Origin of the sequence: Stenotrophomonas sp. NRRL B-14846, assembly GCF_050473585.1 — a bacterium.
Taxonomy (GTDB): Bacteria; Pseudomonadota; Gammaproteobacteria; order Xanthomonadales; family Xanthomonadaceae; genus Stenotrophomonas.
The window spans coordinates 1608421-1621733 of sequence record NZ_JBFLUN010000022.1 but is presented as its reverse complement, the minus strand read 5'-3'; the positions used below and the strand labels follow the sequence as shown (position 1 = coordinate 1621733).

Below are 13313 nucleotides of genomic sequence, written 5' to 3'. Positions count from 1 at the left end.
GGCATCCACCCATGAGACTTCCCATCAGTCCCCCCTATCCGATCCTTACGCGATTGGCGGCTGGCATTGGCACCGTGATGCTTGCCGCGTCCAGCCATGCTGCTGGTCTCGCGCTGGGTGAACTGCCCAGCCTGCTGGAGCAGCGCGAGCGCATGCCGGCGGAGTTCCGCGAGCACCTGTTCGGCAATCCGCTCACCGTGCGGGTGGAACTGGACGGGCGCTATCTGGGTGACGCCGAGGTGCTGCTGCACGAGGACAATCGCGTGCAGCTGATCGGCTTCGGCGAAGCCCACGACAGCCCGCTTCCGCAGACGGAGCGTTCGCGCTGGGCCGAGGTGCTGGCCGAGCCGATGACGCTGGGTGTGTGCAGCCAGCAGTGTCGCGGATTGGCGGCGCTGCACTACAGCCTGTCCAATTCCCTGCTCAGCCTGCTGACCCCGGCGGGTGCGCACAAGGAAGGGCGCCATGTCGCGCTGCCGGAGCGTGGCAGCCATGGCCTGATCGTCCGCAACAGCGTGGCCGTGCATGGCGGCCAGGAGCAACAGACCACCGGACGCTACAGCGCCGAACTGCGTGGCAGTGTCGGCCGCTGGAGCACGGTCGGCAGCTACCAGTACTACGCACAGCCGGGAAGCCGCGAGCACTATCTCAGCGCCCTGTATGCCCAGCGCGAACTCGGCGACCACTTCGTACGCGCCGGCTACTTCCTGCCCACCTTCGAAGGCATCATCCGCCAGCCGCGCGCACCCGGCACGCAGAACGATACCGCGCTGGGCTTCATGCTCGGCTCGTCGGACGTGCTGCTGGCCGACACGCGCAGCCCCAGTGTGTACCCGGTCTATGTCACTGCCAGCCGCGAGGGCGTGGTGGAAATACTGCGCGACGGCAATCTATTGTCCACGCAGGCCGTCAAACCGGGCATCCAGGAGATCGACACCCGCCGCCTGCCGGGCGGCATCTATGACGTGGAGCTGCGTGTCATCGAGGATGGCCGCGAGGCCTCGCGTGAGACCGCATCGATCCACAAGCCCAGCCGCTGGAGCGACCCCTCCCGCCGCTGGCGCTACAGCGTGTTCGCCGGCCAGCAGCGGGGCCTGCTCGACAGCGGTCGTGCATCGCAGGACGGCAAGCTGGCCGCCGGTGCGGTGGTCAACTACCTGGTGCACCCACGTGCGGTGGCAGGTGCCAGCGTGCAGCAGATCGGCACGCGCCACGCGGCCGGTCTGTCGATGGACTGGCAGGCCAGTGACCGCTTCAGCACCTACACCAATGTCTATACGTCCAGTGATGCCGGGCGCGGCGTCGACCTGCAGGGGTTGTACCGCTACCGCGCCGGATCGGTAGTGGCCAACCATGCGCGCAGCTGGTCCGAGCAGCGCCAGCGCGTCCTGCCCGGTGATGGCTCGGCGCCGCGCTGGGAAGCCCGTGGCGGCTGGCAGGACACCACTGCGGTGTCGATCACCCATCGCTTCAGCCATCGCGACAACGCCAGCCTCCGGGTGGCGCGCAGCTCGGGCTTCACCAAAGGCACCGGCATCGATGTGTCCTATGGGCGCCGGGAGACCCTGTTCGGCCGGCATGACGTGAACTGGCGGGTCTCCGCCTACGACCGCCCCGGCAGTCGCTTCACCCATTATCGCCGCCAGCGCGGGGTCGATCTGACCGTCAGCGTATCGCTGGGCAGCGAGCGTCGCAGTTACAGCGGCAGCCTGGGCAGCCGCACCGGCGAGGCTGGCCAGCGCGATACCTATGTCAGCGCGTCAGCCACGCAGCGCGTCGATGGCAAGCTTGTGCAGAGCGTGAACGGGATGATCAGTGCCGAGCGCAGCGGTATCGGTGCCGGCGCGGGTGCGTACCTGCAGAGTTCCGTGCTGGAGGGGGATGTGCAGCTGTACCGTGGCGCGGGGTCGGGCCACGTGAGTGGCAGCGCCAATCTGGACAGCACCGTCGTGATCGGCGGTGGCCATGCAGCGATGCTTGGCCAGGGCCGCAGCGGCAGCGTGGATACCGGCATCATCGTCGACGTGCGCAGCGACTTTCCCGACGTGACGCTGCGCGGCGACGACAGCCGGGGCGGTGGCGTGGAACTGAAGCCGGGGCGCAACTTCGTGCCCGTCACCGCCTACCGCGCGGGCCACGTGCAGTTCGACTTCCAGGGCCGGCACGCGCCGGCCGCCACGCTCCAGCCTTCCACCGTCAGCTACCACCTCAACAAGGGCGGGGTGATGCACGCCACCGTGGATGTGCTGCGCACCTTCACCGTGATGGGCCAGGTGCTGGATGCCGACGGCACCGGGGTACGTGGTGTGCAGGTGATCAACCACGCGGGGCGCAGCGTCAGTCAGGAGGAAGGCTTCTTCACGCTGGAGCTCAGCGCTCGCGCGCCAGTGGTGGAGCTGCGCTACCCGAACCTGGTCAGTTGTGTGCTGACGATGGAGGAGGGGCGCTATCCACGCGAAGGCGATGTATTGATGGTGGGCGGAGTGGGATGTCCACGGCCGCTGGCGGGTCCATGAGCAGATGTGCGAGGAGAAGCCGTGATGGCAAATGAATGTCGCATCGCCGCAGGCGGCATGCGTGGGCGTGCGCTGCCGGCAACGGTGTTGCTTATGGCGGTACTGGGGTCTGCGCATGCCGCGGACTTGAAGATCACAGCGGAATTCCGCCCGAGTGCTCTGGATCCAGGGCACAACGCATTCGTCAACACTACGCCGCAATCGGGCTACTGTGCGCAGCACCCGAGCCTCTGCAAGAAGGGCGATTTCACCATCGACACGGGGATGAACGTGGAAAATCGCCGGTTGTATGGCGGCGGCACGGATCCGCGCGAGAAATGGTATCTGGCCGTGGACGGGAACTGGCGGGACGTAACTGTGCGCAATGCGAACAACCATGAGCTGAAGGCCCGACTGCGTCTGTTCCTCGTTGGAATGCAATGGGGCCTTCCGTCGGATGGTTCTGCGCCGGGAACCAATGGCGCTTCAAGCGGCGGCTGCCGAGGCCGAATAGGCGTAGTTACAAGTGGTTGGTATCGCTATGCGTGGGACGTTCCCGAAGGCAGTCGCGTCTGCGTATTCAGCCCGTTCTCGAGCACAGACCGCGTGGCGCGCTATCTGGCATTCTCCATCGGATATCACCTGGAAACGCCCAATCCATTGCAGGCGCAGGATGGGCAGTACACGGGCAGCGTGACCTACACCGTGGGTAATGGTCAGCAGATCGACCTCGGCCAGGGCGACTACTCGGACTCGGAACTGACATTGCAGTTGCTGCTGGATGTGTTCCACGACTTCCAGGTCCGCTTTGCCAGCGACGCCCCCAGCGTGCAGCTGGCGCCCGACGGTGGCTGGTCACAATGGATTGATCATGGCCGCCCTCCTGCACGGCTGCGCCAGGAGCTGCCGTTCCACCTCACCACCTCGATGGATTTCAGCATGAAGCTGCGCTGCGAGCATGACGCAGGGATCGGCTGTGGAATCCGCAATACGCGCGACGATGCCGTGGTACCGGTGGACGTGGAGGTCACCATACCCGGCATGAGCAATACGCATGATGGACGCCCGGCACAGGACACGCCGCTGCTGCCGGATGATGCGCGGGCGCCGCGTTTCACGCCGGATGGCTATCTGATGCAGCGGCGCTCGACGTTGCGCTTCACTGCCGGTAGCGAAGCGGTGACGGAGATGCTGAAGTCGCCTGGCTCTCAGTGGCAGGGCAACATGACGGTAGTGTTTGACGCCAATCCGTGACGAGGGGACAACTGGCATCGGTGGGATGCCGGCCAGCGGCCGGCACTACCCCGTGCTTTCAGAAGCGGTCGGCAAACGCGTCCGTGGCACGTACCAGCGCATCCACCGTCGCCGGCTCGTTCGCGCTATGCCCTGAGGTCACCATCTCCAGCGTGGCTTCCGGCCAGGCCTTGGCCAGATCCCACGCACTTCGCGGCGGGCAGATGATGTCGTAGCGGCCCTGCACGATCACGCACGGCAGATGGCGGATGCGGTCGATGTCGCGCAGCAGCTGGTCCGGCTCCAGGAAGATGCCGTTACGGAAGTAGTGCGCTTCGATGCGGGCCTTGGCCAGCGTGTCCAGCGGGTCATCGGTGGACTCGGCATCCACGTCGTGCTGCAGGGTCGCCGCATTGTCTTCCCAGCCCAGCCAGGCCTGTGCGGCCGCAATGCGGGTGGCCTCATCAGCGCTGTCCAGGCGTGCCCAGTAGGCCGCGAGCATGTCACCGCGCTCGGCTTCCGGGATGTACGCCTCGTAGCGGTCCCAGCGCTCCGGGAAGATCCAGCGCGCACCGCCATTGGCTTCCGCGAACCAGCGGTTTTCCATCGCGCGGCCGAGGAATACACCACGCACGATCAGGCCGGTGGCACGCTCGGGATGGGCCTGCGCGTAGGCCAGCGACAGGGTCGAGCCCCAGGAGCCGCCATAGACCAGCCAACGCTCGATGCCGAGGTGCTCGCGCACCTTCTCGATGTCGGCCACCAGGTCCTGCGTGGTGTTGTCTCGCAGCTCGCCGAACGGTGTGGAGCGGCCGCTGCCGCGCTGGTCGATCAGCACGATGCGGTAGCGCGCCGGGTCGAAGAAGCGGCGATGGGTCGGTGAGATGCCGGCGCCCGGGCCGCCATGCAGGTACACGACCGGGATGCCCTCTGGCGTGCCGCACTCTTCGATATGCAGGGTGTGCAGATCGCTCACCGGCAGGGTGAACTCGCGGTAGGGCTCGATGGCGGGGTAGAGGGTACGCATGGCGGGTGGCTCACAAGCAGGGACGGCCAGCATAGCGCCGCCGCCCGCTGCCTGCAGTGGTACACACCTTCCCGGCGCTGGAAATGCGCTGGCCGATGCGCATAAGCTTCCGCGATGCAAGCGACCACGACAGGGATGTCCACGCCCGATCCCACTCTCAGCAGCGGCGCACGCGAGCTGCTGAAATGGATCGCACTGCTGACCATGACCGGCGACCACGTCGCCAAGGTGGTCTTCGGTGGCTACCTGCCGGTGGTCAGCGAACTGGGGCGCATTGCCTTCCCGCTGTTCGCGCTGGTGATGGCCTGCAACCTGGCCCAGCCCGGGGCCGACCTGCGCAAGTCGATCCGTCGCCTGGCCATATGGGGTGTGATCGCGCAACCGCTGCATGCACTGGCCTTTGGTTCCTGGTTGCCGCTCAACATCCTGCTCACTTTCGCGCTGGCTGCGGTGGCGGTGCATGCACTGGCCAGCGATCGCCCGCTGCTGTTGCTGCTGGCGGCGGGCGTGGCGCCGATGCTGGTGGACTACCAGTGGGCCGGCGTCGGCTTCGTGCTGCTGGGCTGGATCGCATTCCGGCATCGCGCGTGGTGGCTGCTGCTGGTCGGTCTCGGGGCGGTGTGCTGGGCCAACCACAACGGCTGGGCACTGCTGGCCATCCCGGTGGTACTGGCAGCGGCGCGCGTGCCATGGCGGCTGCCGCGCTGGCGCTGGGCGTTCTATGGGTACTACGTGGGGCATCTGGCGGTGCTGGCCCTGTACGCGTATCTGGATGTCTGACGATGAGGATGGAACGGGCTGCGCTATCGTCGCTGTCCGATGGAAGGCGCGCCGGACGATGAGGAGGATGAGTGGGTGACGGCAAGCACCGTCACCTACTCAAACCATCCACCGGAGCATTCCATGAGCATCGAATCGATCCTGTACTCGGCCCAGGCCACCGCTGTTGGCGGCCGTGAAGGCCGCGCCACCTCGTCGGACAAGACCCTGGACATCGCCCTCTCCACCCCGGCTGAACTGGGTGGCACCGGCGGCACCGGTACCAATCCGGAACAGCTGTTCGCCGCCGGCTACTCGGCCTGCTTCCTGGGTGCCCTGAAGTACGTGGCCGGCCAGGAAAACATCGCCATCGGTGACAATGCGTCGGTGACCGGCCGCGTCGGCATCGGTGCGGTCAGTACCGGATTCGCCATCGACGTCGCGCTGACCATCTCGCTGCCGGGCCTGCCCGCCGTGCAGGCCGAGGACCTCGTGCGCAAGGCACACATCGTCTGCCCGTACTCGCATGCCACCCGCAACAACATCAATGTGGCGCTGATCGTTGCCTGAAACAGGGGGCCGCAGCGGGTGAAGGCCTGCTGCGGCCAGCAGACTGGTCTACCGGTCCAGGTCCCGCCAATCATGGGGTGCAGCGGCCAGGAAGGCATGCGCGGCGGCGTACAGCGAGGTTGCGCCACGGCCGATGGACGCGGCGCTGTACTCGCCCAGTACATGCAGCGTTCCCGCTGCACCGCCATCGCAGCGATGGCCCAGCAGCAGCACGGGAACCTGGGCCAGTCTCGCCAGGCGCAACGGCGCCGGCTCCGCGACGATTCCCGATACGCGCCACGGGCAGGGGTCCAGCACGGTCACCACCGTAGCACCACGTCGCAGCTGCCTCCAGGCCCGGCCGTTGCGGGGTGACTGGCCGACCTCCAGGCGGTGGCCCTGGCGCTGCAGAGCCATCAGCGTGCGGTGTGCGGACGACGCTTCGTGGTGGTGTGAATTGATGAAGTAGTGTGTGGGCGCGCCGGGCCGGTCCAGCAGGGCGGCCATGGCCAGGTTGATATCGCCGCTGGGCAGGAGGCAGACCACACGCCGCCGGCCGGCGGCGGACGCCCACAGCGCAGCCGGATCGCGCCAGACCATGCTGCGCAGCAGGTGCTGCAGGTCGAGGAAGGGCAGGGACTGCAGCCGATGCGCATGGGCCCTGCGAAGCCAGCGGCCGGCCAGGAAACGGGTGGCGAAGGTTGCGGCGGACGGCGGCGCATGACCCAGTCGCTGCAGCGTCTCGAAGGCGCGGCCATGGCGCTCCGCCTGCAGCAGCGGCCCGAGCACCGCGAATGCACCTTCGGCAAGCGAGACCCGAGCAGGCGCCGGAAGCATTGGCAGCAGCGCTGCGCCGACCCGCAGGCTCGCACGGTGGCAGGCATGGCGAGCCAGCAGGCGCATGGCCCACAGGCACTTGCGGCTTCTGGATGCGTGCATCGCGACGTCCTCGTCAACGGAGAGACGCACAGCCTCGTCAGCGCGCAGTGGCGCAGATACCGGACAAGTTCGAAATGTGGACAGAACTGTCTGGCTGGGCGAATGCGTCATGCGTGATCGTGTTTTTGGACCTTGTCCTACATCGGCCGCCCGCCCCACCGCGCATGCTGGCGCTCCCGATCTTCACGCCACGCGTTTGCCGTCGCTCGATGCCATGCCGTCTGCCTCCTCGTCCATTGCAGATTCGCTGCGCCGCCTGCACTCCGGTGCAGGTGCGGCCGTGGCGGCCGCGGGCGAGCTGCAGGCGCTGAAGCAGTACCCGCGCCGGTTGATGCTGGCCTGTGGTGCGGTGCTCAGCCTGCTGTCATTGAGCGTGCTGATCACCCTCATCGTGGTCCAGGTCAATGGCTACGAGGCGCGGCGCATCGCTGACTTCCGCCGCGCCCATACCGCGTTGCAGATCCAGCTGGCGCGCCAGGATGCCAGCTATGAACGGCTGGCGAACATGGCCGAGTACGCGTGGGATCGGAATATCCAGCTGGGCGACGCCAGCGCGGACGACCTGCGTCGTGCCTACCTGCAGGGCGGGCAACGGCTGGTGGTGGTCGCCGACAAAAGCAGCCTGCCGCAGATGGCGTTGGGCCTGGACACCGCGCAATGGCGCCCGCAGGAGCTGGAGCGCTACCTGCAGCTCACCACAGCGGTATCGCTCATCCAGCGCCTGACCAGCACCGCTGACGACGGCGAGCCGGCCGGCGCCTCGTATTTCTTCGACCCCAGCGGTCAGTACCTGTCACTGGACAAGGGCCTGACCGAACGCAGCCTGATCACGGCATTGGCGGCCAGTTCGCGCAGCGAAGTGTTCGAGCATCTGCGTGCGCCGGCCCAGCTGCTGGCGCCGGCGTCCGGACACGACCAGGTGCCCCTGCTGGAAAGCGTGGAGCGCAGCGATACCCCGCGCCGTACTTTCGGCCGCCATCCCATCACCAGCGAGCCATCGCTGGTGTCGGTGTTCCAGGCCAGCGTGGGCGCCACACCCATCGCGACCTTCGTGGCCTATGAGCCGATGGCGCGCCTGCAGTCGCTGCTCCGCCGCAACAGCCAGGGCCACATCACAGTGCTGGACCGCGACGGGATGCGGGTGCTGGGCTCGGATGACACCCGCAGCGGCACCGATCCTTGCGTCGACACCGACTGGGTGCTGCTGGGTGACGCCACCCGTGCACACTTCCAGAATGGCCGTTTCACCCTGGCATTGCCGGTGACAGGTACGCCCTGGACGCTGGTGGAGACCTACTGCTGGGGCGACATTCTGCGCGGCATTGCACCGATGCTGCTCAGCGGTGTCGCCTGCCTGCTGGCCGCACTCGCCCTGCTATGGTTCCTGCTGCTGTGGCTGCACCGGCGCATGTACACGCCCGCGTTCCGGCAGGTGAAGGCCATCTATGCGCGTGATCGTCGACTGCGCCTGCTGCTCGAGCACGTGCCGGTAGGCGTGGCACTGCTGGAAGCCGGCACTGGCCACGTGCAGGACTGGAACGGCCCGCTGCAGCGCATGGACCGCGCCAGCGGCGCGCGGCTGATGCCGCAGCTGCGCGAGGCGATGATGCAGGCCGACGTGCGCCACGGTGCGGTGACGATCAAGGACAGTCTGGCCCTGGCCAGCGACCCGCAGCAGCGCCTGTTCCATCGCACGCACATTCATTCCGGTGGGGACGCCTGGCCCGGTGGCGTGCTGCTGATGGTGGAAGACATCAGCCACGACATGCGCGAGCTGGAAGCAGAGCAGAAGCGGACTGCGGAGGCAGAAGCCTGCAGCCGGGCCAAATCGAATTTCGTGGCGGCGATGAGCCACGAGATCCGCACCCCGCTGCACGGCATCATCGGCCACCTGGAGCTGCTGGCACGCAGCCCGTTGCAGGCTGAATCCGCCGAACGCGTGTTGCGCCTGCGCCAGTCCGCCGATTCGCTGATGGACATCATCACCGACGTGCTGGACCTGTCGCGGATCGAATCCGGGCAATGGACACTCATGCCCGAACGCTTTGCGCCGTCCGCGCTGCTGGAGCGGGTGGCGGTGCTGTACGCACCGGTGGCACAGGCCAAGGGCCTGCAACTGGACTGCGTGGTGGACGCCGATGTACCTGCGGCCGCCGTCGCACCGATGGCCGCCATCGAGCGGGTGCTGCGCAACCTCGCCAGCAACGCGCTGAAGTTCACCGCCTCCGGCCGGGTGCAGTTGCGCGTGTCGCATGTGCGTGAGCAGGAAGGCGGCTTCCTGCGCATTGAAGTCACCGACTCCGGTATCGGCCTGAGCCCGGAGGAGGGTGAGCGCCTTTTCCAACCCTTCGTCCAGGCCGGGCCCAGCATCGTGTCGCGCTTCGGCGGCTCCGGCCTCGGACTCGCCCTGTGCCAGCAGCTATGCGAACGCATGGGTGGCCGCATCTGGGTGGAAAGCACCGCCGGTGTCGGCAGCCGTTTCGTGTTCGAGGTTCCGTTGCTGGCCTCGATCGCCATTCCGGTGCCGCTGCCGCTGGCCGGGCAGCGAATCAATCTACTGGTTGCGCCTGGCCCATGGCGAGGTGAGCTGGAGCGGCGGTTGCGGCTGTGGGGCGCACACGTGCATGCGATACACGGCTCCGCGATGGACACAGCGGCCAACGGGGCGTGGGTGCTGTTCGAGGCCTCGGCCGACGATGCACGGTCGGTGCGGCGCAGCGGCCTGCCCTGGGTAAGGGTCTGCCGTGACGGCCCGTTGCGCCCGCAGCCGGAGAACGGCGGTCACGTGGTCTCCTGCTACGCAAGTGAGGCCCTGTGCCAGGCCCTGCTGGAGGCGTTGGCTGCGGCGGGGTCAGATACGCCAGCTAGTGACGCAATCGGATAAATTGCATGGGCACCCACCTCAGGATCACGGTCATGGCAGGCACTGAAGCAGCGCAGGGAGCGGGCACCACAGCGGCGGCCGCGCGCCTGGACGACCTGCGTCGGCTGCGCCGCCGCCTGCTGTTCGGGGGCGGTGCACTGATCACGGTGCTGGTGCTGCTGGCCGCCATCGTCAGCTCCATTGCCGACGTGGAAGAGTTCCACGCCCGCGAGCGCCAGTCCTTCCTGGAAGCACGTGCGGCACTGGACTACTTCCTTTACCAGCGCGACCGCGCCTATGCCACCTCGGTCAACGGCAACGATGTGCTGTGGCGCGACCAGCGCCTGGCGCTGACGGCGGTCGGGACGCCGCTGGCCGAGCGCTTCCACGCCCAGGGTGAGGAAGTGGTGGTGCGCGCTGAAGGACGTACCGCCGTGCCGTGGCTGGTGCTTGGTGCCCGTGACAATCCGCTGCCGCCCGGGGAACTGAAGGCCTACCTCGGCATGATCGACATCTACTCAGCCTACACTGCCGATTCGATCACCTCGCAGGACGCACCAGGGCCGGTGGCGATGTTCGCCTACGAGCCACAGGGGCGCCTGCTGGCCGTGTCCAACGTGCGCGACGAGGCCCAGCTGCTGCAGACCCTGGGCGTGGCCACCCGCCAGCAGGCCTTTGCCCGCCTGCTGCGCGATGAGCCCGAGGTACGCAAAGTGCTGCCGCGTCCCGGCCCGATCCGCGCCGCGTCGCGTGAGGGAAGGCTGATCTCGCGCTACGCGACCAATCCCCTCAATGGCCAACCCTCGCTGGTGGGCGTGGTCACCATGGCCGAAGGCACCATGCCGTACTTCCGTCGCGTGGTGTTCGAGTCGGTCGACAACATCAAGACCCGGCTGGAGGCGCGTGAAGAGGGCCGCTATCTGGTGCTGTCGGCCAAGCACGAGGTGGTGCTCAGCACCGGTGCCCTGAGCAGCCAGGAGCAGGATCTGCTGCTGCAGACGCTGCCTGCACGCATCGGTACCAAGCCTTCGCGTCAGTACGCGCAGGGGCGTTTCATCCTCAGCTGCAGCCTGCCCGGCGTGGACTGGACGCTCAGTCATGTCTACGACTGGTCCGATATCTGGAAGGCACAGGGCCCGTACCTGCTGGCGCGCAGCCTCAGCGCGCTGTTGATCATCGGCTTGCTGTGGTGGCTGTTGCTGCGCATCGACCGCCGCGTGTTCACGCCGGCCTTGGCCGATGCCTCGCGGGTCTACGAGAGCGAAGCGCTGAGCCGCGCCATCATCGGCACCGCGCCGATCGGCCTTGCGCTGCTGGCACGCGAAAGTGGCAAGCCCCTGTTGCAGAACGATGCCGCGCGCCAGCTGGTGGGCGGGGACCTGGATGAAGGCGGCAGCAAGATCGCGCCGCTGTACGCGCGGCTGGCCGAGCTGGGGCGCAGCAGCCACGGCGACGATGCGCTGGAGCTGCAGTGGTCGCCCGACGAGGAGGGCAGTGATACCCAGCTGCAGATCAGCATGGCCTTGGCCACCTACCACGACCAGGCGGTCTGGGTCTGCGCCCTGCGCGACGTGACCGCGCAGGTGGAGCTGGAAGATACCCTGCGCCGAGCGCGCGAGGATGCCGAGGCCGCACGCCAGGCCGCCGAAGCTGCCACCCGCGCCAAATCCGCGTTCGTGGCCACGATGAGCCACGAGATCCGCACGCCGCTCAATGGCGTGCTGGGCCATCTGGAGCTGCTGGCACGCTCGCCCCTGCAGCCGGGCCAGCGCGAACGATTGGACCGCATCCGCTTCTCTGCCGATGCGCTGATGCGGATCATCAGCGACGTGCTGGATTTCTCCAAGATCGAGGCTGGCCAGCTGGACGTGGAGCCGGCACCGTTCGCATTGCGTCCGCTGATCGAAAGCGTGGCGTTGCTGTATGCCCCCGATGCGCTGCGCAAGGGAGTACGCCTGTTCTTCGCCGTGGAAGCAGCCAGCGGACAGGGCTGCATCGGCGATGCGCACCGCATCCGCCAGATCCTCAACAACCTGGTCAGCAACGCGGTCAAGTTCACCAACTCGGGCCGCATCATGCTGCGCGCCGAACTGCAGAGAGGCGGGGATACCGGTGCGCAGCTGCGCGTGCAGGTGATCGACTCCGGCATCGGCATGAACGCGCAGCAGGCCGCACAGCTGTTCCAGCCCTTCCAGCAGGCCGATGCCAGCGTGTCGCGCCGCTACGGTGGCAGTGGCCTGGGCCTGGCGCTGTGCCAGCAGCTGGCGCAGGCCATGGGCGGCCAGGTGTCGGTGGAGAGCACCGAGGGAGTGGGTAGCAGCTTCACGCTGTTGCTGCCGGTGCATATGCAACCGGCAGCGGACGCGGCCGCGCAGCCGCTGCTCGGCCAGCGCATCACCGTGCTGTCGTCCACGCCGGAATGGCGCAGCGAAGCAGAGCGCCTGCTGCTGGAGTCGGGAGCGGAGCCTCTGCTGCTGGCGGCACCGCAGGCCGATACCAGTGGCGACGTGTTGTTGATCGTGGGCGACCACCGGCCCTGGAGCCTGGACGAGGAGCAGCAGCTGGTGGCCTCGCATCGGCACACGGTGTTTGCCCATGCGCAGGGGCCGTTGACGCCTGAAGTGCGCGGTGACCGTACCGAAGTCACCTGCTACGCCAGCGATGCCCTGCTGGCGGCCATTGGTACCCGGCAGCAGGCCGTGTCCACAGTGCCGCAGATCGAGCGTGCGGCGGCCCTGCAGTCACGCGGGCGCGTGCTGCTGGTGGAAGACAATGCAGTGAACCGCGAGCTGATCCAGCAGCAGCTGGAGGAACTGGGTTTCGAGGTTGATGCCGCCGAAGACGGCGCAGCCGCGCTGGCGGTGTGGCGCAATGACACCTACCTGGCGGTGCTGACCGACATCAACATGCCGGTGATGGATGGCTATGCACTGGCACGCGAGCTCCGCCAGCGCGGCCAGTCGCTGCCGATCCTGGCGATCACCGCCACCGCACTGGCCAGCGAGCGCGAGCGTTGCCTGGCAGCGGGCATCGACGATCTGCTGCTGAAGCCCTTGAACCTCGAACGCCTTGAGGCCGGCTTGAGCAAGGCCGGGCGCGCATCCACCGCACCGGTCGCAACGCCTGCCATGGCGCGCAGGCCCTCTGTGGCCATTCGCCGTCTGTTCGTTGAAACCGGCGACAAGGATCTACAGGCGATGATCGAAGCGCGTGCCGGGAACGACATGCAGCGTCTGTTGGACCGCGTGCACGCGTTCAAGGGCGTGCTGCAGATGCTGGGCGAACGAGAGCTGGGCGAACGCTGCGGCGAGGTGGAACACGCGCTGCGCGAAGGCCTGGCCGTGCCGCCATCACAGCTGGACGCCTTGCAGGCGGCGTTGCAGGCGTGCCTGGATGACTACCGGCGCGAGCTGGAGCAGGAATCGTGACGGGCGCCGCAGCTACCCGC

General features: G+C 67.5%; 8 protein-coding genes. 6 read left to right on the top strand and 2 right to left on the bottom strand.

Features of this window, described 5'->3' with window-relative positions; genetic code table 11:
* Positions 1-77 precede the first annotated feature (77 nt).
* Both AB1281_RS09705 and AB1281_RS09700 read left to right on the top strand, forming a co-directional pair.
* Complete coding sequence (locus AB1281_RS09705) at positions 78-2516, top strand: TcfC E-set like domain-containing protein (RefSeq protein ID WP_430346989.1); 2439 nt, start codon at positions 78-80, stop codon at positions 2514-2516.
* Positions 2517-2540: 24 nt separating this feature from the next.
* Entirely contained in the window at positions 2541-3749 is a 1209-nt protein-coding gene (locus AB1281_RS09700; protein WP_430345737.1) for a hypothetical protein, read from the top strand.
* Between the two features lie 58 nt (positions 3750-3807).
* On the opposite strand, the gene pip is transcribed toward AB1281_RS09700, so the two are convergent.
* The gene (gene pip, locus AB1281_RS09695; RefSeq protein WP_430345736.1) at positions 3808-4755 is read right to left on the bottom strand and encodes a prolyl aminopeptidase; all 948 of its coding nucleotides are present in this window, start codon (positions 4753-4755) and stop codon (positions 3808-3810) included.
* 114 nt (positions 4756-4869) lie between these two features.
* Here pip and AB1281_RS09690 point away from each other — a divergent pair, with 114 nt between their 5' ends.
* Together AB1281_RS09690 and AB1281_RS09685 are read left to right on the top strand one after the other, a co-directional pair.
* Positions 4870-5535 (top strand): TraX family protein, encoded by a 666-nt coding sequence (locus AB1281_RS09690; RefSeq protein ID WP_430345735.1) that lies wholly within the window; start codon positions 4870-4872, stop codon positions 5533-5535.
* A 123-nt stretch (positions 5536-5658) separates the two neighbouring features.
* Positions 5659-6084, top strand: coding sequence for an organic hydroperoxide resistance protein (locus AB1281_RS09685; protein WP_430345734.1), 426 nt, complete (start codon positions 5659-5661; stop codon positions 6082-6084).
* A gap of 48 nt (positions 6085-6132) precedes the next feature.
* Here the strand turns inward: AB1281_RS09685 and AB1281_RS09680 are convergent, their stop codons facing one another.
* Positions 6133-7002, bottom strand: coding sequence for a hypothetical protein (locus tag AB1281_RS09680; protein ID WP_430345733.1), 870 nt, complete (start codon positions 7000-7002; stop codon positions 6133-6135).
* Positions 7003-7216: 214 nt separating this feature from the next.
* Here AB1281_RS09680 and AB1281_RS09675 point away from each other — a divergent pair, with 214 nt between their 5' ends.
* Both AB1281_RS09675 and AB1281_RS09670 read left to right on the top strand, forming a co-directional pair.
* Entirely contained in the window at positions 7217-9886 is a 2670-nt protein-coding gene (locus tag AB1281_RS09675) for a sensor histidine kinase (RefSeq protein WP_430345732.1), read from the top strand.
* A 32-nt stretch (positions 9887-9918) separates the two neighbouring features.
* Positions 9919-13293, top strand: a complete 3375-nt coding sequence (locus AB1281_RS09670) for an ATP-binding protein (protein ID WP_430345731.1) — start codon at positions 9919-9921, stop codon at positions 13291-13293.
* Positions 13294-13313: the final 20 nt, after the last annotated feature.